At 37.5% G+C, this 24,051-nt stretch carries 23 protein-coding genes; 16 read left to right on the top strand and 7 right to left on the bottom strand.

Annotation, left to right across the window (positions count from 1 at the left end):
* Positions 1 to 67 precede the first annotated feature (67 nt).
* Positions 68 to 697: a TetR/AcrR family transcriptional regulator gene (locus C7Y47_RS12840; RefSeq protein WP_142509144.1), complete on the top strand. Its 630-nt coding sequence runs from the start codon at positions 68 to 70 to the stop codon at positions 695 to 697.
* Positions 698 to 707: 10 nt separating this feature from the next.
* On the opposite strand, the gene C7Y47_RS12835 is transcribed toward C7Y47_RS12840, so the two are convergent.
* Positions 708 to 2,093, bottom strand: coding sequence for a S41 family peptidase (locus C7Y47_RS12835; RefSeq protein WP_142509143.1), 1,386 nt, complete (start codon positions 2,091 to 2,093; stop codon positions 708 to 710).
* A 220-nt stretch (positions 2,094 to 2,313) separates the two neighbouring features.
* Positions 2,314 to 3,633, bottom strand: a complete 1,320-nt coding sequence (gene brnQ, locus C7Y47_RS12830) for a branched-chain amino acid transport system II carrier protein (RefSeq protein WP_142509142.1) — start codon at positions 3,631 to 3,633, stop codon at positions 2,314 to 2,316.
* Positions 3,634 to 3,882: 249 nt separating this feature from the next.
* On the opposite strand from brnQ, the gene C7Y47_RS12825 reads away from it, so the two are divergent.
* The gene (locus tag C7Y47_RS12825; RefSeq protein WP_142509141.1) at positions 3,883 to 4,800 is read left to right on the top strand and encodes a LysM peptidoglycan-binding domain-containing protein; all 918 of its coding nucleotides are present in this window, start codon (positions 3,883 to 3,885) and stop codon (positions 4,798 to 4,800) included.
* A gap of 116 nt (positions 4,801 to 4,916) precedes the next feature.
* On the opposite strand, the gene C7Y47_RS12820 is transcribed toward C7Y47_RS12825, so the two are convergent.
* The 3 genes from C7Y47_RS12820 to secA2 form a co-directional block, all read right to left on the bottom strand.
* Positions 4,917 to 5,396: a hypothetical protein gene (locus C7Y47_RS12820; RefSeq protein WP_142509140.1), complete on the bottom strand. Its 480-nt coding sequence runs from the start codon at positions 5,394 to 5,396 to the stop codon at positions 4,917 to 4,919.
* 91 nt (positions 5,397 to 5,487) lie between these two features.
* Positions 5,488 to 6,390, bottom strand: a complete 903-nt coding sequence (locus C7Y47_RS12815; protein ID WP_142509139.1) for an accessory Sec system S-layer assembly protein — start codon at positions 6,388 to 6,390, stop codon at positions 5,488 to 5,490.
* Entirely contained in the window at positions 6,390 to 8,753 is a 2,364-nt protein-coding gene (gene secA2, locus C7Y47_RS12810) for an accessory Sec system translocase SecA2 (RefSeq protein ID WP_142509138.1), read from the bottom strand. Before secA2 ends, C7Y47_RS12815 begins: the two co-directional genes overlap by 1 nt.
* Positions 8,754 to 8,979: 226 nt before the next feature.
* Between secA2 and C7Y47_RS12805 the strand changes: the two genes are divergently transcribed.
* A complete protein-coding gene (locus tag C7Y47_RS12805) occupies positions 8,980 to 10,044 on the top strand; it encodes a glycosyltransferase family 4 protein (RefSeq protein ID WP_132360504.1) in 1,065 nt (354 codons plus the stop codon).
* Between the two features lie 121 nt (positions 10,045 to 10,165).
* Positions 10,166 to 10,336 (top strand): hypothetical protein, encoded by a 171-nt coding sequence (locus C7Y47_RS24930; RefSeq protein WP_185903480.1) that lies wholly within the window; start codon positions 10,166 to 10,168, stop codon positions 10,334 to 10,336.
* 218 nt (positions 10,337 to 10,554) lie between these two features.
* Here the strand turns inward: C7Y47_RS24930 and C7Y47_RS12800 are convergent, their stop codons facing one another.
* Together C7Y47_RS12800 and C7Y47_RS12795 are read right to left on the bottom strand one after the other, a co-directional pair.
* Complete coding sequence (locus tag C7Y47_RS12800) at positions 10,555 to 11,616, bottom strand: LCP family protein (protein ID WP_142509137.1); 1,062 nt, start codon at positions 11,614 to 11,616, stop codon at positions 10,555 to 10,557.
* Positions 11,617 to 11,752: 136 nt separating this feature from the next.
* Positions 11,753 to 12,388, bottom strand: a complete 636-nt coding sequence (locus C7Y47_RS12795) for a YigZ family protein (RefSeq protein ID WP_142509136.1) — start codon at positions 12,386 to 12,388, stop codon at positions 11,753 to 11,755.
* A 156-nt stretch (positions 12,389 to 12,544) separates the two neighbouring features.
* On the opposite strand from C7Y47_RS12795, the gene C7Y47_RS12790 reads away from it, so the two are divergent.
* From C7Y47_RS12790 to C7Y47_RS12735, 12 genes are all read left to right on the top strand, one after another.
* Entirely contained in the window at positions 12,545 to 13,693 is a 1,149-nt protein-coding gene (locus tag C7Y47_RS12790; protein ID WP_132360512.1) for a sensor histidine kinase, read from the top strand.
* Positions 13,694 to 13,728: 35 nt separating this feature from the next.
* Positions 13,729 to 14,403 (top strand): response regulator, encoded by a 675-nt coding sequence (locus C7Y47_RS12785; protein ID WP_132360514.1) that lies wholly within the window; start codon positions 13,729 to 13,731, stop codon positions 14,401 to 14,403.
* Between the two features lie 494 nt (positions 14,404 to 14,897).
* Entirely contained in the window at positions 14,898 to 15,461 is a 564-nt protein-coding gene (locus C7Y47_RS12780) for a nuclear transport factor 2 family protein (RefSeq protein WP_142509135.1), read from the top strand.
* 402 nt (positions 15,462 to 15,863) lie between these two features.
* Positions 15,864 to 16,706, top strand: a complete 843-nt coding sequence (locus C7Y47_RS12775) for a DegV family protein (protein ID WP_142509134.1) — start codon at positions 15,864 to 15,866, stop codon at positions 16,704 to 16,706.
* Positions 16,707 to 16,915: 209 nt separating this feature from the next.
* Positions 16,916 to 18,283 (top strand): DEAD/DEAH box helicase, encoded by a 1,368-nt coding sequence (locus C7Y47_RS12770; protein WP_142509133.1) that lies wholly within the window; start codon positions 16,916 to 16,918, stop codon positions 18,281 to 18,283.
* Positions 18,280 to 18,870 (top strand): ComF family protein, encoded by a 591-nt coding sequence (locus tag C7Y47_RS12765; RefSeq protein WP_142509132.1) that lies wholly within the window; start codon positions 18,280 to 18,282, stop codon positions 18,868 to 18,870. Before C7Y47_RS12770 ends, C7Y47_RS12765 begins: the two co-directional genes overlap by 4 nt.
* A gap of 300 nt (positions 18,871 to 19,170) precedes the next feature.
* The gene (locus C7Y47_RS12760; RefSeq protein ID WP_142509131.1) at positions 19,171 to 19,584 is read left to right on the top strand and encodes a TIGR03826 family flagellar region protein; all 414 of its coding nucleotides are present in this window, start codon (positions 19,171 to 19,173) and stop codon (positions 19,582 to 19,584) included.
* Positions 19,585 to 20,033: 449 nt separating this feature from the next.
* Positions 20,034 to 20,294 (top strand): flagellar biosynthesis anti-sigma factor FlgM, encoded by a 261-nt coding sequence (gene flgM / locus C7Y47_RS12755; RefSeq protein WP_132360526.1) that lies wholly within the window; start codon positions 20,034 to 20,036, stop codon positions 20,292 to 20,294.
* A gap of 27 nt (positions 20,295 to 20,321) precedes the next feature.
* Positions 20,322 to 20,822 carry a flagellar protein FlgN gene (locus tag C7Y47_RS12750; RefSeq protein WP_142509130.1) on the top strand — a complete coding sequence of 167 codons (501 nt, stop codon included), beginning with the start codon at positions 20,322 to 20,324 and terminating at the stop codon, positions 20,820 to 20,822.
* Positions 20,823 to 20,873: 51 nt separating this feature from the next.
* Positions 20,874 to 22,415: a flagellar hook-associated protein FlgK gene (flgK, locus tag C7Y47_RS12745; RefSeq protein WP_142509129.1), complete on the top strand. Its 1,542-nt coding sequence runs from the start codon at positions 20,874 to 20,876 to the stop codon at positions 22,413 to 22,415.
* Positions 22,416 to 22,444: 29 nt separating this feature from the next.
* On the top strand, positions 22,445 to 23,365 hold the full coding sequence (gene flgL, locus C7Y47_RS12740; protein ID WP_142509128.1) for a flagellar hook-associated protein FlgL: 921 nt from the start codon (positions 22,445 to 22,447) through the stop codon (positions 23,363 to 23,365).
* A 110-nt stretch (positions 23,366 to 23,475) separates the two neighbouring features.
* Positions 23,476 to 24,039, top strand: a complete 564-nt coding sequence (locus C7Y47_RS12735; RefSeq protein WP_142509127.1) for a DUF6470 family protein — start codon at positions 23,476 to 23,478, stop codon at positions 24,037 to 24,039.
* Positions 24,040 to 24,051: the final 12 nt, after the last annotated feature.

Below are 24,051 nucleotides of genomic sequence, written 5' to 3'. Positions count from 1 at the left end.
TAAATTGGCATTATTTCAGTGATGCCTAAAGGACTATGACTACTACAAATTAGATAAGGTGGGAAGTATGGCAAGAGGTAGGAAGGTTAATTCAAATGGTGAACGAAGTAAACAATTATTGCTTGAAAAGGCTTTAGAGTTATTTTCTGAAAAAGGGTATCATGATACAAAGATTAGTGACATTGTAAAAGCCGCGAATGTAACACAGCCAACTTTTTATTTATATTTTGAAAGTAAGGATGCTCTCTACACCAATCTGAATAAACGATTTCAGCATGGGTTTGATGAAATTATGAGTAAACAATCAGTAGAAGGTGAAGAGGGATTAGAAGGCTTTGTTACAGAGCTAAAGCAAAAAATACAAATGTTATTCGTTTACATAATTGATAACCCTAAATTAACAAAAATTGGATTATTTGAATCTAAGCAGTCACTTGTAGTTAAATCTCGACTTACACAGCAATTTACTCACCTTATACATCGTTATGATTGTGCCCATATATTACAATCATATTGTGCAGACATAAACATAGTTGTAGATAGTTTTGTAGGGTCCTTAGAGCGTTTAATATTAACAAATTTACTTGAACAAAAAAAACAGCCATGCGAGTTAGCAAGCGACTTAGTTCATTTATACTTTTTAAGAGAAGTAAATACAAAAAAATTGAATGAAAATTCCTCTCACCATATAAGGTGAGAGGAATTTTTCATTTCTTAACTGTAATATGAAGATAAACGCCTTTTTGAAGCTTATTGCCTGTTTCTTTTTGAATAGATGGATGAACGAGTAGCATATATTCTTGCCCACTGTTTAATGGTTTTGATGGAGTAACAAGTAATGAATGACCATCAACTTTTGTAGTAATGGGTACTTCGTTACCGCCTAAAGCAACGAGTTGTACACTACCTTCAGCAATTTGCGAAGCGAGTGCTTGTGAGAATTTCACAGTAAATGTTTTAGAAGTTGGTACATTTTTCAAGCTTTCAAGCTCTTTATAATTTGTATATTGTGCTTTAATTGCATCATAATGTGCCTGGTAAATAGGAGCAGTCTTTGTTTGGACGTTCGGTTTTACCCCAACCTCATTAATCGTTTTCCCTAATGGACCTGTAAAATTACCAATTGTAAGCTTTAAATAGCTACCATCCTGCAGTTCAAAAAATCCTTGCATACAGCCTTTTCCATACGTAGTTTCTCCGTATAAAATAGCAGATTGCTGATCTTGTAATGTTGCTGCTAACATTTCAGAGGCGCTAGCACTATAACGGTTTACTAGAATACGTGTATCAGCTGGGAATTTTTCGTTTTGATTGACTGCACGTATTTTATAAGAGGCATGTGCTTCTTCCAGTAAGTAGGCAATTTTTGCTTTCGGGAATAGCCCTGCAATCTCCTCAGCTGTTGATACATAGCCTCCACCATTGTTTTGTAAATCAAGTATAAAAGAGGTTGCACCACGCTGTTTTAATTGAATAAGCGCATCTTTGACAAGCTTTGCACCGTCTTCTGAGAAGGATGACATAGCAATATAGCCAACATCCCCAAACAGTAACGCAGATTCCACATTCGGTAATGTGAATTTTTTCCGTGTAATGGTTGTAGTTGATGTTTTACCATCTGCATGCCGGAGCGTCACTTCTATTTTAGTATTGTCGTCACCAATTAATAAGGAGGAGACTTCTTGGGTAGAGCTTCCTACTACGGATTGTCCGTTAATGGCGATAATAATGTCTCCAGCAACTACACCGGCTTTAGATGCACCGCTATCCTCAAACACTTGTAAAATATGAATGCCATCTTCATGTTCTTCGATGATTACACCAATTCCAATTGTTGATAGATCGATGCTATTCATATAATCTTCAAGTTCATTTTTCGTAAAATATGTGGAGTAAGGATCTAGCATATCAATGATTTCAGGAATTGTTTTAGCTTTTTGCAAATTTCCGTGGATGGTTCCAACATAGTTTTCCTCAATAATTGCCTTGATTTCCTTTACAAGCTGTTGTTCATTGCTTGCAGCAGAAGCATTTGTCAATGGAATGATGAAAAAGCATAGAACGAATACAAAAGACCACAATATTTTTTTCATGGGACACCTCTTTTCTAATTAGCTTTATTATACATGAATTTCCATATAACCGTGAATAGGAAAGGAGGGGTTTACCTACAAAAAAAAGAATCTGCTAGCCATTTGCGAAAAAGTAAGTTTAGGCAAGATTCCTAGACAGTCGTTGTCTAAAAGAAGCTTGAAGCTTATTCGCAAAAAGCAATCAGATTCTAGTCAGATGAAGAAATTAAATAAGTCTCTTCTATTTTTTTGTGAGCTTATGAATGACCAAGCCGATAAGCGCACCGATTATTGCAGGTACAAGCCATGCTAGACTTTGCTCGTATAATGGCAAAGTTTTTAAAATGTTCACATATGGTGCAATTGTAATTTTCATTTCCTTTAAACCATCATTCAAACTAACAAAGAATGTAGGAATTAATGCTAAAATGTAGACAATTCTCCCACCTTTAAAGAAGGAATCGAAAAGCGACAGAACCATCAACACCATCGCTAGCGGATAGATGATTAATAATACAGGTAATGATGCACTAATAATTGTAGAAAGACCAACGTTTGTTATAGCAGTACTGAAAATTGTGAAAATTACTAAAAACGTTTTATACGAAACTTTAGGAAATAGTTTATGGAAATATTGAGCATTGGCAGTCAATAAACCTACAGCAGTAGATATACACGCTAGTAAAATTGTAGCAGATAATATGATAGTTCCAAATTTGCCAAAAAGAACTTCTGCTGATTTCGCAATAATTTTCCCACCATTATCAAAAGTACCAATTGCATTAATACTAGTGTTACCAATTTGCCCAAGTGAGATATAGACAAATGATAAGCCAATAGCGGCAACAATTCCCGCGAAAATTGTCGTTTTGACTTGCTTTTTAGTATTTGACATACCCATGTCGCGCAATGCTTGCAAAATAACGATCCCGAAAACGAGTGCACTTAGTACATCCATTGTTAAGTAGCCTTGAACAAAGCCTTCAGTCAACGGTGACTCAGTGTATTTTCCTATAGCTACCCCTGGTTCACCCATTGGGGAAATAAAGCTTTTAATCGCTAGTAGTAAAATAACGGCCAATAGAACAGGCGTTAAAATTTTCCCGACGCGATCGACAAGCTTTGAAGGGTTAATAGCTAAGAATAGTATAAAGGCAAAAAATATTACAGAAGTAATGAAAAGTGGTGCCCAATGATCTGTTGCTGATTCTGGGAGAAATGGGACAATTCCGATTTCATAAGATACAGAGCCTGTACGCGGCACTGCAAAAAATGGTCCAATCGCTAAATAAACGATTGACGTAAAAATAATACCAAAGGTAGGGCCGACACGATTAGCAAGTATTTGTAAATCGCCACCCGCTTTCGCAATTGCAACTATTGCTAATAGCGGTAATCCGACACCTGTTATTAAGAAACCAATCATTGCTGTCGTAATATGTTCACCAGCTTGTTGACCTAATAAAGGGGGGAAGATAATATTTCCGGCACCTAAAAATAAGGCAAATAATAGTAAACCTACTGCCAAATTTTCTTTGATGAAAAGCAAGATGTTCTTCATAAAAATTAAAACTCCTTTAAAATTGAAAAGATGAAACTTTCTAAAAATTTTAAATACAGAAGTGTATGTTATCACATGAATACTAATCTTGCAATTAATATTCTATTACAATTTGTAAGAATCTGTCGGAATCAGTAATTTTCATAAATTGTTTGAAAAATAGTCATTTTTTCTGATTTCTGATTTCTTAAATATCTAGTATGATAGACACACAAGGAAATATTTTAGCACGAACGGAGGAAAAATGATATGAAAAAGGCAAAAAAATTAAGAATCCTTGCTTTAAGCACTATTGCTACTTCATTTTTAGCATTACAGACCGCAGAGGCAGCTACATATACCGTGCAAAAAGGAGATACTTTAACTAAAATTGCCCAAAGCAATAAAGTAACAGTACAAGACATAAAAAGCTGGAACAATTTAAAGAATGATCTGATTTACGTCGCGCAAAAGCTTGAAGTTTCAAAGCAAGCTACAAATGATACGGTAAAACCTTCAAATCCAACAACAAAACCGACAACACCAAAACCAACAACACCAACAAAGCCCGCAACTGTTTCACATACAGTAGTTAAAGGCGATTCATTATCCAAAATTGCTAAGCAATATAATGTAACAATAAAGGACATTAAAGACTGGAATGGACTTACGACAGACACAATTTACGTTGGACAAGTGTTAAAATTATCTCCAGTAGCTTCATTACCCGAGAATGACACAGTACATAATAACGGATCTTCAGATGCGGGAACATCAACAGTAACGTCTAAAGATTCTACAGCTAATGGACAAGCTATTTATAAGAAAACAGTGGATGTAGCTAATTCATTAGTAGGAACACCATATCTCTATGGTGGCAACACATCTGAAGGTCTAGATTGCAGTGGCTTTATTTACTACGCCTTTAATCAAGGTGGTTTAAAAATTGGAAGAGACAGTAGCGAAGGATATTTCTACGGCAATACAACACTAATTAAAAATCCGATAGCGGGAGATTTAGTATTTTTCCAAAATACGTATAAAGATGGAATATCTCATATGGGTATTTATATAGGTAACAATAAATTTATCCATGCAGGGTCAGACGGTGTTGAAATTTCGGACGTTACATTCTCTTACTGGTCTACAAGATTAGTAGCTTATAAACGTTTCGACACTATTAAATAAAGTAAAAGCGATTATTGCAAATACGCAATAATCGCTTTTTTCATGGAGTTAAATAAAAGAGCAGGAATGAAGGCTAACAGTTGTTGATAGAACATAGAACAACGCTGATAAAGGTGCTAGAATCGCTGATAGAACGCGGAGCATCGCTGATAAGAGCCAGAACCGCTGATAAAAAACGGAACATCGCTGATAAGAGAGCGAGAACCGCTGATAAAAAACGGAACATCGCTGATAAGAGAGCGAGAACCGCTGATAGAAAACGGAACATCGCTGATAAGAGAGCGAGAACCGCTGATAGAAAACGGAACATCGCTGATAAGAGAGCGAGAACCACTGATAGAACGCGGAACAACGCTGATAAGAGAGCGAGAATCGCTGATAGAAAACGGAACATCGCTGATAAAGGTGCTAGAATAGCTGATAGAAAACGGAACATCGCTGATAAAGGTGCTAGAATCGCTGATAGAAAACGGAACATCGCTGATAAGAGAGCCAGAACCGCTGATAGAACGCGGAACAACGCTGATAAGAGAGCGAGAACCGCTGATAGAACGCGGAACAACGCTGATAAGAGAGTGAGAACCGCTGATAAACATCAAATATCGCGGTTAGAACATCGACAGCACTGATAAGAAAATAAACAAATAAAAAACCCTTCTTTCTAAAAAAAGAAGGGTTTTCAACATTTTATTGTGTTACGCGGGCTGTCCAACGAGAAAGATCGGCATCTTTTGCGTCAACAAGCTCTGCAGGGAAGATAAATGTCCATGGCTTTGTTGAGTCTGGTTGTACAGTTAATATTGGATCCATTTTAAATGAACCTTTAGCAATTTGTTTGCCTGTTGCGTCAATAATTTCTAGTGGTAATTGTTCTAGGTTAATCGCTTTATTATGTCCGTTACGAATGAAGATAGACACATTTAAATTACCGTTATCAGCAAGTTTCGCTTGTAGGCCGGTGAAGTTTACTTCTGTTTCACCTAACTTAGGTAAAGTTTTTACGATTTTTGCAAGTTCCTCTTTTTGTGCTTCAGGTAGTTGTTTCTCCCATGATGGGTCTAATTCTAATTGGTGACCGCGAAGGGAAACAAGGTTGAATGCGATTTTCCAGCCATCTTCTGGTACTTCATCGACTTTTATCGTTGATTTTTCAAATTCAAATACCCATGGACGAGCACTTTCTGCTGGAATTGTGCCAAGTGCTGCAAAGTCGAATTTTTTAGATGCTAAAAGCTCGTCATTTTTATCCATAATAAACAGCTCAATTTCACCAAGCTCAATTGCTTGAGATAATGATGAGCGGAAAAATGCACGCACTTGCCATTTTTTAGAGCGCATATCTTCTTCTATACTAATAGAAGAAAGTGATAATTGATTTGGCTTCAATGGTTCTAGCTCATTAGCAAGGAAGTTAAAGATATACTTTTGCTCTTGAGGCACTTCCCAATCTGGATGGTAAGATAATTTTGTCACAACATCCTGATTATTGTCTGTATTTTCTACTTTGATGTTTTGCAGTAAATCTTTAGAGTCGATTGTATTTTCTTGCCCAAGTTTGTCTGATTTTTTAAAGAATGAGAATAAGCCCATTATTGTACCTCCATTTGTGCTTCAATCATTTTCATGAAGCCTGTAATTTCAATAATAATAGAACGACGTAATTCTTGGAAATTCCTTCCAAATAATTCAAGTCCTTCACGTTGGTAAATTCGCATCGGGTCTTCTTGTTGGTAATGGCGTAAGCCGATTCCTTCTTTTAAGTGGGCCATGTTTTCTAAATGCTTTACCCAGCCACTGTCTATGTAGCTTAGCATCACATTCGGAATAATAGTCATTACTTCTGCGTTATCAGCGAATTTTTCCATGCGATCAAGCAACTCTTGTTCAGAAGGTTGAATATCAGCTAAAATTTGCTTTACTTTACCCACTTCACGATCTATTGTGACAGGAGTAATAAATAGTGAATTGAGAGAGCTTTCCATTTGATCGTAATCCCATTCAACTGAAGGGAGTTCATCTGAAGCAGCTTCGCGAACAGCAAAATCAACCGTTTCACTTAGCATTTTTTTCAGCTCACCCATTAAATCTTCACCAGCTAAAATTTTATCACGTAGACCGTAAATAACTGTACGCTGGTCATTGATAACATCATCTAATTTTAGGTTGTATTCACGCATACCGTGTTGAGAGCCTTCAACAATACGTTGTGTACGGTTAATAAGTTCTTGAACCTCTTTATTTTGGATAATGCCGTTTTCATCGACAACCATTTTTTCTGAGAATTTTTCAACCTCTTCTTTTGCATAACGGCGGAACATATCATCTTCAATAGAGAGAATGAAGCGGCTTTCGCCTATGTCACCTTGGCGACCTGAACGACCACGCAGCTGATTATCTACACGGCGGCTTTCATGCTTTTCGGTACCGATGACATATAAGCCTCCAAGTTCGTGAACTGCTTCATCTAGCACAATATCTGTACCGCGACCAGCCATATTGGTTGCTACAGTCAGACGGCCTTTCTGACCAGCTTGTGAAATCAGCTCAACCTCTTGCTCAACAGTTTTAGCATTCAGCAATTGGAATTTTAAGCCTTCTTTCTTTAAGTATTCGGCCACTGTTTCGGATTGCAGTATTGACGTTGTCCCAATTAAAACAGGTTGTCCCTTTTCGTGACGACGTTTAGCTTCAGCAGCTACGAACTTATATTTATCTTCTTGTTTGTTGAAAATAATATCAGGCTGATCGACACGTTGACGTGGACGGTTTGTTGGAATTTGAATAACTTCCATGCCGTATACTTCACGGATTTCTTTTTCCTGAGTTTTCGCCGTACCCGTCATCCCAGAAAGCTTCGGATACATACGGAAATAGTTCTGAATTGTAATCTGTGCCTGTGCTTTATTTTCTTCAGTTATCGTTACGCCTTCTTTTGCTTCAATTGCTTGATGTAAGCCATCAGATAGCGAGCGACCTTCTAAAACACGACCTGTGAACATATCAACAAGCTCGATTTTGTCATCTTTTACGATGTAATCAACATCACGTTTGAACATTACGTGTGCACGCACTGCTTGGATCACGTAATGGTAAAGTGTTTGGTGTTCAAGATCATATAGATTATCAACATTGAAGGCAGCCTCAACCTTTTCAATGCCTTTATCTGTTAAAGAAGTAGCTTTTGTTTCATCATCAAAATCGTAATCTTCTTCTTCTTTAAAACGTTTAGCTAGCATAGAGGCAATGCGATGTAGTTCATCATTCGCAGCCATTTTCCCAGCGATAATAAGTGGTGTTTTTGCCTCATCAATAAGTACACTATCGACTTCATCGATAATGGCGAAGTGATAAGGACGCTGTACTTTATCAGCCAAGCTGTGAGCCATGTTGTCGCGTAAGTAATCAAATCCGAACTCAGTACCTACACCATATGTAATATCTGCGTTATAGGCTTCTTTTTTGGCATCCGGCTCCATCATCGGTATATTTAAACCAACTGTTAAACCAAGAAACCGATGGATTTGACCGACAAGCTCGTAGTCACGCTTAGCTAGATAGTCATTAACAGTAATAACGTGAACACCTTTACCTTCTAATGCGCGTACATACGAAGGTAGAGAAGCGACAAGCGTTTTACCTTCACCTGTAGGCATTTCTGCAATATTGCCTTCAGTTAAAACAAGGCCACCGATAAGCTGTACATCAAAATGACGCATACCTAATACACGTTTTGAGGCTTCACGTACAACAGCAAATGCGTCTGGGATGATAGATGTAATTGGTTCACCTTGTTCTAAACGATCCTTGAAAATAAAAGTCATTTCTTTTAATTCATCATCTGACTTATTAACATATTTTTCTTCAAGACTATTAATTTGATCTACTATTTTATAGTAGCGTTTTAATTGACGAGCACTAGTATGCTCATTGTTACGTTTAAAAATTGAGAACATGAAATTTACGCTCCTTTTAAGTTGTCTAAATGCTAGACACAACATTATTTTATCAAATTTTACGAATGATGACTACATTTGACATGCAGCATTCTTCCAATTCGAAAAAGAAGGAATAATATTTGTGAAATGGTGGAAAATAAATAGAAAAAGTATATTTCGGCGTCTGTTCGTGCTATAATCAATTAGAATTTAAATGTAGATTATTTTTTTGAGGAGGAGAGACATGCTCTACGTGTCTTTAATAGCAGCATTTGTTGCTTCAATATTGTTAACTCCACTAGTTAAACGATTAGCATTCAGAATAGGTGCTGTCGATGCACCAAACTATCGAAAAGTACATGCACGAATTATGCCAAGACTTGGGGGATTGGCGATTTTCCTTGCGTTTTTAATAGCTGTGGCTATATTCCAGCCGATTTTGATATACAATGAAAATGGTAGCGATTTTTTACTGGCAATTATAATTGGAGCTTGTATTATCGTAGCAACAGGTGTCATTGACGATATGCGTGAAATCTCTGCAAAAGCAAAATTAATTGGTCAGCTTGTTGCGGCACTTATCGTTATTTTTGTAGGTGGAATTCAAATTGAGATGATTAATTTACCATTTGTAGGTGAATTAAATTTTGGATTACTAAGTATCCCTTTAACAATTCTTTGGATTGTTGGTATTACAAATGCCATTAATTTAATTGATGGCTTAGATGGCCTAGCTGCAGGTGTGTCAACGATTGCCCTTATTACTTTAGCTATCATGGCTTTTATTATGGGCAATATGTTCGTTTTAGCTATCGCATCCATTTTAGCGGCAGCAACATTTGGATTTTTATTTTACAATTTCCATCCAGCGAAAATTTTCATGGGAGATACCGGAGCCTTATTCCTAGGCTTCATGATATCGGTGCTCGCATTGCTTGGATTTAAAAATATTACGGTCGTAACATTAATTATCCCAGTTATTATACTAGGTGTGCCGATTTCTGATACATTCTTTGCGATTGTTCGACGTGTACGTATGAAGAAAAAATGGTCTGATCCAGATAAATCACATTTGCATCACCGTTTACTAGATATGGGCTTCACACATCGTCAAACAGTACTCATTATTTATGGGATTGCCATCATGTTTGGTTTAGCAGCCATCATTTTCTCAATGGCAAAAGTATGGGGTGCCATTTTACTCGTAGCTGTCATTTTAACTGCAATTGAAATTTTGGTTGAAGTCATCGGACTCGCGGGTAAAAACTATAAACCACTATTGAATTTTGTGCGGATATTTAATAAATAAAACATTTAAGCAACCACCTATTTTTATGGATGGTTGCTTTTTTTATGAGACTTAGAGTGAAGTGGACTTATAAGAAGTTTGAATCTATGCGAAAAAAACCTCAGGTGGACTGAAGAACTGCTTGGGTAAAGAGAAAAACGGTAGCGTTACTTGCTTGATTAGCGGCGGGATTTCGGGTTTTAGCGGCGTTCTTTGCTTGATTAGCGGCGCAACTCATACTTTTAGCGGCGATACCCAATATAAGCTGGACAGTTTGACAAAACTAAAGTCAGGGATGAAAAACTTTGTATAGAGTTTTTCACAATTTTAAGGACTTGGCGAAAAACTGCTCAGGTAGGCTGATGAATCCCTAGGGTACGGTGGAAATACGCTCAGGTAGAATCAGAACTGCTCGAGTAACATGGAGCAAAACTCAGGTCCAATCTATCTCTACGCTAAGCAAACATCGCGATATAATCATGCCATAACAAAAAGCCTTTCCACAAATATAAAGTGGAAAGGCTTTTATAGTTACTGAGTGCTATCTTTATCTGTTGAATCTTTGCCAGCAGCGTTATCTTTATCAGTATTTTTATTCGTTAAGCTACTAGATGCTTTATTAGTGTCAAGATGGTTCTTTAGCGTTTGTGATATTTCATCAACTGATTTTTGATTTAATTGATAGTAGTAAACACCAGTAGACATATCATCTGTACCATCTAATGTTAAAGAATCGATACGTGGCATCCCTTGTGATAAATAAGATAGGAATGACTTCATTTCGCTAAATTTCATATTTGTCTTCATATTATCACCAAGTGCTCTAATGACATCATCGTATTTTGTAATGGATCCTACAGAAGAAACTTTATTGATGATCGCTGTTAAAATCTCTTGTTGACGTTTGCCGCGTTCAATATCACTGTCTTGCTTACGTGTTCTTGCTAGTGCAAGTGCTTGACTTCCGTTTAAATGCTGTAAACCTGGCTCTAAATTGATGGCATTGCGATCGAATTCGTCTTTTTCGTGTAACTTGTACGGTACTTCTGCTTCAATTCCACCTAATGCATCAACAACATCAATAAACGCATTAAAGTTCATACGAACATAGTAATCAATTGGCACATCTAATAGTTTTTCTACTGTATCAATTGTTGAAATTGTTCCACCATAGGCATGTGCATGAGTAATTTTATCCTTATGTTTTACAGAAGGGATATATACATATGAATCTCGAGGGATACTCAACATTTTAATTGTTTTTGTTTTATTATTTAATGTTGCTAGAATAAGAGCGTCCGAACGTGAGTGGTCAGAGCCTTGCCCGCGATTTTCACTATCATCAACACCGACAAATAGGATTGAAACATTATCGTGTACTGGTTCTACCTTCTCATTACGAAGTGCAGAAATGTCTCGCCCTTTTAATTCTTCGTGTGCCGAGTCAGCTGCATGCTTTACTTGCTTCGTAATATATACTCCATAAGCAGTTGCACAAATTAGTAAACTAGCAACAAGAAGAAGGGAAATCTTTATAATTAGGGAGGCTTTAGACGACCTCTTTTTGCCTTGCTTTTTAATTCTATTTTTCATTTTTAATATATTCTCCTCTAAATTTTGGGAATAATAAAGCGATTAAACACAGTAATTTTAGAATATGCGTAAAAGATAAAATAGCTCAATATTAAAATTATACTATGGATATTTAGTATTCGACAATTAAAACTATTTATTTTACAACAAATTCAATAAATTGAGCTTTCTCAAAAGTAATGTTTGCTTGTCCATTTGTCATTTCTATTACCCAGTTTTGAAACTGTTCTTCTTCCTCTTTTAATACGGATACAATAATTTCGACGCCTTCTAAATAGCGAATTTCTTCTAAAGTATATGAAGAACCTCGAATTTCATTTTCTACTTTACCTAACCATGTGTAATCAATAGAAATGTTCATAAAATGGTGAAGCTTGCGTTCTACTACTTGAGCAGCAAGTAATCCTTCTGTTGTCGCTTTTCCATACGCACGAATAAGACCGCCACCGCCAAGCTTAATGCCACCAAAGTAGCGTGTGACGACAACGACCGTATCTTTTAACCCTTGTTTTTTTAGGACTTCTAACATAGGGACGCCAGCTGTGCCACTAGGTTCCCCATCATCGTTTGCTTTTTGAATATGATCATGTTCTCCAATAATATAGGCTGAACAATTATGTGTTGCATTATGATGCATTTTTTTTATGCGTTCAATAAAAGAAATTGCATCCTCTTCCGTTTCTGCACGTTCTATATAAGTAAGGAAACGAGATTTTGAAATAACAATTTCACTTTCTCCGTATCCTTTTACAGTTAAATAGTTTTCTCTCATCAGTATCAATCTCCTTTAAAGTAGAGTTCTATTCTATAATTTTCATAAAGAAAAAGCATTAAATTTTAACATGGGAATGCTATAATAGATGTAGACTATGTAATTGGTCTATTGAAATAGTAAGTAATCATAAGACATTAGACTGGGGAGTATACTATGTTTTCAAATGATACCTTCGATTTAAAGTCGCTTGATGACATATTTAATCGAATGTTAGAAACAATCATGAGCTCAAAAGATGATATCTTTATTATAAGCGAACAAAGCCGAAGAAGTTTCGAAGATATGAAAATAGAGCTAGAAATTGTTCGAAAACAAGTTTCAATTGTTATTGATGAAGGCGATGCTTTAGAAAAGAGTACACAGCTTGCTAAGCAAAGACTTGTGTTAGTGAGTAAAGCTTTTGATAATTATACCGAAGATCAAGTTAGAGAAGCATATGAAACCGCGCATGATTTTCAAGTGAAGCTCTCCGTTATTAGAACACAAGAAAAGCAACTACGTGATAAAAGAGATGATTTAGAGAGAAGATTAAGAGCGTTACTCGATACGATTGAACGTGCAGATCATATTGTCAATCAAGTAAATGTCGTTTTGAATTACTTAACTTCAGATTTAAGAAATGTTGGTTTAGCACTAGAACAAGCAAAAATGAAACAAGATTTTGGTATACGTATTATTGCAGCACAAGAAGAGGAACGCAAACGTCTATCTAGGGAAATTCATGATGGACCTGCTCAAATGCTGGCAAATGTACTAATGCGCACTAATTTAATAGACAGGACGTATCGTGAAAAAGGCATTGAATATGCTTTAGATGAAATTGCTGATTTAAAGAAAACGGTGCGTAATGCTTTATCTGAGGTGCGACGTATAATCTATGATTTAAGACCAATGGCACTTGATGATTTGGGGATTGTTCCGACATTAAAAAAATACTTATCGACAGTGACTGAATATAATCCTGGTGTTGAAGTTCATTTCCAATCGAGAAGCACCGAAAAGCGTATACCATCAAACTATGAAGTATCTATTTTCCGATTAGTGCAAGAATGTGTAACAAATGCCATGAAGCACGGGAAATGTAAAGATATTTGGGTAAGACTGGAGTGGTTGAAAGATGCCGTAAATATCGTTGTAAAAGACGATGGTATAGGTTTCAATCCACAGGAGGTTAAAGACCATTCTTTTGGGATTTTAGGTATGAAAGAACGTATCGAAATTTTGGATGGGACAATCTCAATTAAAAGCGAGATAAATCGAGGTACGACGGTGTTATTTAAAATTCCGTTAGAAGTAGAGTAAAACGATTGTTGGAGAATTTTAGGGGGTAAAGACAAATGACGAAGATTATTATTGTAGACGATCACCAGCTATTCCGCGAAGGAGTAAAACGTATTTTAGATTTTGAAGATACATTTGACGTAGTAGCAGAAGGTGACGATGGTACAGATGTGGTTTCTTTATATGCTGAAAATCAACCAGATGTTGTACTAATGGATATTAATATGCCAGGGAAAAATGGAGTAGAGGCAACGGCAGAATTAATTAGTGAATTCCCAGATGCGAAGGTTATTATGTTATCCATTCATGATGATGAAACATACGTAACACACGCGCTGAAATCTGGATCACTTGGCTATATGCTAAAAGAGATGGATGCTGACGAAATTGTCGAGGCCATTAAAGTAGTTGCGAATGGTGGATCTTACCTACATCCAAAAGTAACTAAAAATTTAGTAGCTGAATTCCGTCGTCTTTCTGAGCATGAAAATAAAGGTAACTTCCATCAAACAGAAATTCGCCGTCCATTCCATTTACTAACGAAACGTGAATGTGAAGTATTACAATTATTAACAGATGGACAATCTAACCGTACAATTGGTGAGACACTGTTCATTTCTGAAAAAACAGTTAAAAACCACGTTTCAAGCATTTTACAAAAAATGAATGTAAACGACCGTACACAAGCTGTTGTTACAGCCATTAAAAATGGCTGGGTTGAAGTACGCTAATAGTATATGTTTGAAATTAAAGCTGTTTTTAAAGGCTACTATTTTATTTAGTAGTTTTTAAAACAGTTTTTTTACCTTCTTTCAGCAAATGCCTTTGTACCGAAAGTAAAGCGAACGCTACAGAAGCCTCCCGCCTCTAAGGTGGTGAGATGAATGCAGATTTAAGCTACTTTTCATCAGGTCGGCGGATGTCACAAAGCTGATTCCGGACGCAATTATGCCGAGGCATAATTGATTAAAGTATACCGCTGTTCTTTTGTGGCGAAATCGTAGCGCTGTCCACAGAAGACTTCTGTAATGTTTACACTTATTGGACTACATTAGCTAAATGCCGTATAAAGGTGTAACAATTTATACATAGTGATTACATAAATAGTGCAACATTTTAAAACCATGGGCGTCATAAGGAAGATGTAACGCCTAAATGTTGAAAATGCACAACAAAATTCCTACAACGGAATTTATATGCTACAATATGCGCGGGAGGTTTTTTGATGTTAAAGAAAAGTTTTCTAGCAGTTTTAACCTTATTAATGTTAACTACATTAGTGTTAACTGCCTGTGGTAATAAAAAAGATGATGAAATGAGTGCAGAAGATAGACAAAAAATCATTGATGATGGAACCGTCAGATTTGAAACGAATGGTGGGAAAATAACAAAGGCAGAAAATATCCCTGCTGAAGAAAACAAAGCGATAATAGCAGCCTTTAATGAATATATTGCAGCTCTCAATTCAAAAGAAATTGATCGTTATATGGAAACACTCTCAAAGAATCCAAAAGGTTTCAATTATGAAGGAGAAAAGAACTACATTACAGATGTATTTAAACAGTCAGACGTTAAACGAGATGCGAAAAATACTACGATTATAAAATATAGCGAAAATGAAGCACAGGTCTATTCCAATATAACATCGCATTTGGTACAAACTACAACAAATGTAAAGCATGAAAGTGCAGGACAACAAGTTACAGTATTCGTCAAAGAAGATGGACTTTGGAAGGTCACTAGCGTCTTCTATACCGGAGATGAAACGAAATCAACTACTGGCAAATAAAATGAGGATATCTTTATTCGGGCTCATCACTAAGAGTTGAGGTTGGGTGATTTTCTGAAATTAGCGTCAAGAGCAAGCTAGATAGAGAAACGAAGGCAAAAAGCATCGCGCCCAACGACTCATTGGACTTGCCTAGCTGGAACGGAGATCACCCCAAAAGTTATGGTGATGTGCCTTTACTTACTTAATAGAAAGATTTATTAAACGAAGATAAATCCGTATACATAGAAAATGAATGTGAAATGGACGCTAAGTTATCAATTTAGCAGATGTCTAGAATGTTGAAAGAGGGAAGAGCACTGACCACTATTCGACATTCAGACGAGATTACGCAATGTCGTAATTCATTTCACATTCATTTCTTTTTATTGTAAACTATGTAGAATAGGAGAGTGGACATGGATGAGGACAGCAATCGTAACAGATAGTACTGCATATATTCCGGCTGAGGAACGAGAACGCTTAAACATTCATATGATTCCGTTAAGTGTAAATATCTCAGGGCAACTATTTGCAGAAGAAGTAGATATCACAGCATCTGAATTTTATGATAAAGTACGTGGGGCAAAGGAATTCCCAAAAACAACGCAGCCCCCAATTGGAGAATTTGCCTCTCTTTTTGAGGAGCTGGCAAAAGAGTATGATGAAGTCATATCTATTCATTTATCAAGTGGAATCAGTGGAACATATCAAGGTGCGATTCAAGCAGGCGATATGGTGGAAGACATTGATGTATACGCTTTTGATAGTGAAATATCCTGTGCGGTACAGGGTTTTTACGCTCTAAGAGCAGCTGAAATGGCATCTCATGGCTTTTCTGCAAAAGAAATTCTCGCTACATTGGCGGACATGAAGCAATCGATTCGTGCTTACTTCATTGTAGATGACTTAGCGCATTTACAACGCGGGGGACGTTTGTCTTCAGCAGCTGCATTAATTGGCGGATTATTACAAGTAAAGCCAGTACTGCATTTTGTGGACAAGGTTATTGTACCTTTTGAAAAAATTCGTACGCGAAAAAAAGCATTAAAGCGTGCGGAGGAGCTATTAGCTGAGGATGTTCAAAAGTATGAAGCACTAGACGCTGTCGTGATCCACGGCAATTGCCAGGCTGAAGCAGAAGAATGGCTAGCACAACTAGCAGCAACCTACCCTAGCGTTAACTTTAAATTAAGTTATTTCGGTCCCGTCATTGGCACACACTTAGGTGAAGGCTCAATGGGGCTCGGCTGGACAAAAAAATAATAGTAAGTGAGACAGTCTCTACAACAAATTTGTAGAGGCTGTTTTTTTTATTTTGAGTGCATACTGTTTTGCTGGGTAAGTGGGGAAGCGCCGGTAAACCTGTGAGAATCGCCGCTAAAAGTGCCAGAATCGCCGGTAAACCCATAAATATCGCTGCTAAACCTACTAGAATCGCTGATAAAAATCACTCATATGAAAGGAGCAAAGCAATGAAATACAAAGGTTGGTTATTGCCACCTAAATTACGAGATTTTCATGAAGGACGTATTTGGTTAAAGGAGCATACCCCATTTTCAAAGGAAGATATCGAGAAATCGATCAATCACAAATATCTCCGTATAATAGAAGGAATCCAAAAAGAACCACATCTAAAATGCAATCGTTGCCATAATGATAATCCACAGCAATTTACAACGTTTGATTGTTCAAAGTGCCAACAGCAATGTGTATATTGTAGACATTGTCTAAAAATGGGCAGAGTGAGTAGCTGTACGCAATTGATGATTTGGACAGGCCCTCGTGCCATTAGAACAAGAAAGCATACACTCAAATGGGCAGGGCAATATACAGTGCTTCAACAGCAAGCGGCAAACGAAATGCTAGAAAGTGTTAAAGCACAACGTTCTCATCTCTTGCATGCAGTATGTGGAGCAGGAAAAACAGAACTGCTTTTTCCAACTGTACATTATGCGTTAGAGCAGGGCTTACGGGTATGTATCGCTACGCCCCGTACAGATGTAGTGCTAGAGTTATATCCACGTTTTCAAACAGTTTTCCCGCAAACAATAATCCATGCACTATATGGTGGATCACCGAGGCAGGAGGGTTATGCACAGCTTGTGTTGGCTACCACTCATCAGCTTTATCGTTTTGAACGAGCGTTTGACGTTATGATTGTTGATGAAGCTGATGCATTTCCGTATACATTCGATGAAACCTTACAAAGCGCTGTACAAAAGGCTAAGTCGGAAAACGCTCCAATATTGTTGGTCACAGCAACACCTTCACATAAATTACTGACTCAGTATCAAAATGAAAGCTATTCATTTATCCCAAAGCGTTATCATAACCGTCCATTACCGGTCCCTCGATTTCATTCTCTATGGAACTATGAAAAAAGCTTAAAACGTGGAAAAATCCCGCGAAAGTTAAAGCGATGGACAGAGGAACGCCTTGCACGAAAAGAGCCTTTTTTATTATTTTTCCCGAAAGTAGAGTTAATGAAAATAGCTACGCCTCTTTTTCAGTTATTAGATGAAAGCATCATGGCGGTGCATGCGGAAGACCCTGATCGTAAAGAAAAAGTGCTTAAACTACGTTATGAAGAAGTTCCAGGTTTACTAACAACGACCATATTAGAAAGAGGAATTACGATAAAGAATGTACAGGTTGCAGTTATTGGGGCACAGTCAACCATTTTCACTTCTAGTGCACTTATACAAATTGCTGGGCGAGTTGGGCGAAATGCTGATTTTTCGGATGGAGACGTCGTATTTTTTCATCATGGCATTACGATTGAAATGGATGATGCGCGTACTAAAATTCTTTATTATAATAAGAAAGGATTTTCACAATGAATAAAATTGAAACACTTTGCTTATTATGCTCACAGCCTTTGCCATCTGCAATTTCATGGAAAATACTTTTAACCAAACAATTTCAATCAACTATCTGTGATCGATGCTCAGCTCGGTTTGAATATTCCTCAACAGCAACAGCACTTTACCAATATAACGATGCGATGAAAGATTATTTGCATCACTATAAATTTCTTCAGGATGTCGCACTTGCTAAAGTATTTCGGCAGGAGCTACAAGCACGATTCAAATATGAAAAAGCAACCATTATACCGATTCCAATGCATCCCACTAAACAAAGGGAGCGTACCTTTTCGCATACGGAGGAGTTATTAAAGGCTGCTACTATTCCTTTTATACAACTTTTAGAAAAGACAACGGCAGAAACACAAAGCTCCAAAAATAGAGAGCAACGTATCCAAGCAGCTCCCCTATTTCGTCTGATGACTGGAGCATATGTAGACCATAAAGAATATCTTCTTTTTGACGATATAAAAACGACGGGCACCACTTTGCAGCATGCCACCGAGATTTTAATGAATGCGGGTGCTAGAAATGTCAAAAGCTTCACACTAATTAATGGATGAAAATGCTAATGCATTGTGTATAATAGATTACGAGTAAATAAGATTCGTAGCTAGCAGTTATTATTTTCATTCAGAAAACGATCTCCACTTATGAAAGTAGGGAGATGAATACGGATGTGATCACTTTTCAGTGGGTTCCCAGACACCTACTGAATGAAAATAAAGCCTCCGGCGGATGTCACGGATTTTGAATTGTGCGGGCACAATTCAAAACCCGGACGCATTGTTTATCTGTAGCGAAAGCAAAGCGTCAGCTACAATTACGCCAAGGCGAAATTGATTTAAGAGGAGGAAGAGTAGATGGCAGAGGTTCGTAATTGTCCGAAATGTAATGAGTTTTTTAATTATACAGGGGTCAGAGAAGTATGTCATAAGTGTGCGCAATCTGAAGAGGACTTATATCAAATCGTTTATCGCTTTTTACGTAAACGTGAAAACCGTGCTGCGACAGTAGAACGTATTGTTGAAGCCACTGGAGCTGAAGAGGAGCTATTGTATAAATGGGTACGTAAGGGGCGCTTACAGACTGCGATGTTTCCTAATCTTGGCTACCCATGTGATAACTGTGGTCACCTAACGACAACAGGCAAGCTTTGTACAAAATGTCAGGATGAATTAAAAACGGAGCTACGTACATTTGAAGCGGCGAAGGAGTTCCGTGAGAGTGTGGCAGAACGTGATCGTGTAACATATCACGCAGAACGAAAACGTTAACTTCTTTCAGCGAGTGTCCAAACACCTGTACCTGTCGCTATGTTTTTGGTACAAAAGACATCCGCTGAAATAAAGGAACTCAGTCTAAGAAAGCCACGTCCTGTGGCAATTTATCTGTGCGAAAGCGAAGCGACAGCAACAACGACTGAGTGACCAACATCACGTTGGTCCAAATCCTCTGTCGGATTTCACGGATTTGGACAGGAGTTCAATTTAGGATGTTAGCCTAAAATCATCGCATCCATGCGATAACGGCTAACTGACTTGCATCACGCAGGCCTAAGCACAAAGCCGATTCCGGACGCTAATATGCCGAGGCATAATTGATAAGCCTGAAGTGTGTTAATTTTAAACAAAATTAGCACACTTTTTTACATTTGAAAACTTAACATTATGTGAGACAATCCGAAATAATAGGAAGATAAGCTTTTTAGATAGGGGGGGATTAAATGAAAATTACATCTTATGGGATTAATGCAGTGAACGCCTATAAAAATCAGGTGCGCAATGTAAAATCAAGTACGAACAAAGCATCCTTCGCAGATAAAATCGAAATTTCTAAGACTGCACAGGAGATGCAAGGAGTTTCAACATACAGCACAGAGCGTGCAGAACGCGTGCAACAACTAAAAAAAGATATCGCTTCTGGTGAATACAAAGTGGACGCTCGCAAAGTTGCAGAAGATATGCTGAAATATTATCGTTTCTAAGGAATATCAGAAAGGGTGCTTAGCAAAATGTCTACAGAAGCGATCTGTTCTACATTAACAAAGCTAGAAAGAATGCATAAAAGCTTATTTGAACTAGCCGTAAAAAAGACTGAAATCATTACAGCTGGTGATATCGAAGCACTGGACCAAATGCTCAAGGATGAGCAGGCGCATGTAGCGGCCATCGATAAGCTCGAGCAACAGCGTCAGAAACAGGTAACGGACTACCTTGAAGCAAAAGGAATTGCTTCAACTGACAAAGCAACTGTCGCTGATGTCATCGAGGCTGCTGAACAACAGACTGAAAAAGATACGCTCTCAGCAGTACGCAATCGATTATTGCAAATCATTAACGACTTAAAAAAACAAAATGATTTAAATCAAAAGCTAGTGTTCCAATCACTACAATTTGTCAACTTTACATTGGATGCTTTACAACCTCGTCCTGAGCAAATCAACTATTCTGGCAATGAGGTTCGTGGCACAAATACAGTGGCAAAAAAATCATATTTCGATTCTCAAGCATAGTCTTTTTAAGAAATCAATTGCTGAAAAACGGTTATTAAGGGAGGAAAAAGAATGCGCTCTACATTTATGGGCTTAGAAGCTAGTAAACGTGGCTTATTTACACAACAAACAGCTTTATACACAACAGGACATAATATTTCCAATGCAAATACATTAGGTTACACTCGCCAACGAGCAAATATGCAAGCAACTCCTGGTTTTCCAAGTCCAGGCTTAAATCAGCCTGTCTATCCTGGACATCTTGGAACAGGGGTAGAAGTAAGCTCGATTCAACGCATGCGCGATCAATTTACTGATCGACAATATCGCCAGGAAACGAATAAGTTAGGTTATTGGGATTCAACAGCAAAATCGATTTCGCAGATGGAAGATATCATGTCAGAGCCTTCAGAGTTTGGTATTAACCAATCTTTTACAGATTTTTGGAAGTCGATGGAAGATGTTATTGACAACCCAAAAGATACAGCTGCACGTCAAGTATTAATTTCTAAAGGTGTTGCAATTGCTGAGTCATTTAAATATATGGATAGACAGCTGAAACAGATCCAAGGTAATATCGGGAATGAAATTAATGTATCGACGGATAAAGTGAATTCAATTCTTAAACAAATTGCAGCTCTTAATAAACAAATTCAAGAAGTTGAACCGAGTGGTTATGTGCCAAATGATTTATATGATGCACGTGATGTATTAGTAGATCAGTTAAATGAATACATTCCTGTAACGGTTTCATTGCAAAAATCAGGTGGTTTAGCAAAAGATGTTGCTGAAGGTTCAATGACGATTACATATGTATCAGCGGATGGTACTCCTATTAAATTAGTGGATGGTAGACAATACGCTGCACTTGCAACGATGGACACGAACAATCAGCGCATTGATGGTGATGTAGATGATCAAGCGACAGGGAGCTATGCTAACTTTAAGGAAATTAAAATTGCAGCTGTTGGCGAGCCACCAGGAGATCCAGCGAATGGAATTGCAATTGATTACAAGCAAATGGAACCTGGTAAAGGTACATTACGTGCATTGATTGATGCGTATGGGCATAGCGGTGGACAAGGTACTTATCCAGAAATGCTTGCTAATTTAGATAAACTAGCAAATGAATTTATAACAAAATTTAATGAAGTTCATAGTAAAGGTTTTGGTTTAGATGATAGTACAGGTCAGAACTTTTTCTCTGGGACGACTGCACGTGATTTTAACGTAGTAATTACTGATCCGAAGCAGGTAGCTGTATCTGGGGCGAAGGGTGAGGAAGGTAATAACGAAAACATGCGTAAGTTAGCGGCGCTACAATCGCAGGCTCAAGATAACTTAAAGAAAGGTACATTCCAAAACTATTATAAATCATTAGTAGGGGACTTAGCGGTTAAGGGACAGGAAGCTGAACGTAGTGCATTTAATTCTGAAACAATGCATTTGGAAATCTTTAAGCGTCGTAATTCTATGAACTCAGTTTCCTTAGATGAAGAGATGACTAATATGATTACATTCCAGCAAGCATACAATGCCAATGCACGTATGATTACAGTGGTAGATGAAACATTAGATAAAATCATCAACGGTATGGGAAGAGTAGGGCTATAATAGCCACTTAACTGAGAGGAGATAAATTTATGCGCGTTACACAATCAATGATGTCGAGTAATATGCTACGCAATTTAAATACAAGCTATAGTAAAATGTCTAAATATCAAAATATGTTGGACTCAGGTAAAGTAATTACTAGACCATCCGATGATCCAGTTGTAGCAGTAAAGGGAATGGGCTATCGTATAGATCTTGATAAAAACCAACAATACCAACGAAATCTACGTGAAGCAAATACATGGTTAGATACAACAGACGAAGCGCTTGATCAAGTAGGCGGAGCTTTAAAACGTGTAAAGGAGCTTATTGTACAAGCGGCTAACGATACAAATACCGCTGATGATCGTCAAAAGATCAATGCAGAAATGCAACAGATTAAGGAACAATTGCGTGATATCGCCAATACAAAAGTGGGCGAAAACTATATTTTTTCAGGCACGCACACAAACCTACCACTTTATACGGATAAAACAGGTCCGCAAAACCCAGCAATTTCTACTGGGGGAAATAAGCCGATTGAAATCAACGTTTTTGATGGTATCTCGATGAATATTAATACTCAAGGTGCTGATTTATTTGAGAATATTGATGGGTTTATGACGCACGTAACAACACTTTTAGAAAGTGGGGCAACAGGTCCGGAGATTGGCAATGCACTCGGTTTAGAAGTCACAAATGGTGCTAATAAAATTCCTGGATTAGATGGTATTTATGAAAATGCATTGGCTGTAAGAGCAGATGTCGGCGCTCGTCAAAATCGTGTAGAGATGATGGAAAATCGACTAAGTCTTCAAGAAGTAAATGTAACAAAACAACTATCTAAAAATGAAGACACAGACTATGCGAAGACGATTACAGATATGGTTACACAGGAATCTATTCACCAAGCCGCTCTATCGGTAGGAGCAAAAATCATTCAGCAAACCTTAGTAGATTTTATCCGATAAAATCTACAAGGTTCTGCCCCGAAAGCGAAGCGACAGGGGTAAACTTTATAATGAATAACAGAGCGTTTGAACAATATGTTCAGGCGCTTTTATTGAAAGGAGAATAGTAAATGCGATTTCCACAAATTCAAATTCAAACAACCGATGCAAAAATAGAACTTGAAATTAGCAAGCCTCAACAGCAAATTGAACAGCCAAGAGCTACTCAATCTATTGAACAACCAGCTGCTATCTTGGAGATTCATACAACTAAAGGTGTTTTACAAATCGACTCTTCTCAAGCTAGACGAGATATAGGGATGTTTGGTCCTTTGGAATCAAGTGCAAACTATGCTGAAGAAGGTAAACAAGGAGCACTTCAGGGGATGGCACGTAGAGCAAGCGAAGGACGTCTTTTAATGGAGAATGCAGGTAAAGGACAAGGACGTGCGATAATTCAAAATATCGCAAAACAGAATCATGGTCCTCATCGTACTCCGTTTAATATTAAATTTGTCCCATCTGTAGGTTCTGTGAAGATTGACTATACACCAGGTACTACAGACATCAATATTGAGAAAAGAGATCCAATAATTGACGCAAAGGTGAATAAACCTATACATGACTACACACCTGGTAAAGTAACTAGTACAATGGTACAAAGACCAGATGTTAACATCGACGTAATTATCTAAAGGAGCGCATAA

It is taken from the genome of Lysinibacillus sphaericus (assembly GCF_006864135.1).
Classification (GTDB): Bacteria; Bacillota; Bacilli; order Bacillales_A; family Planococcaceae; genus Lysinibacillus.
The sequence above is the reverse complement of the archived record's forward strand: the minus strand, read 5'-3'. Positions and strand labels throughout refer to the sequence as shown.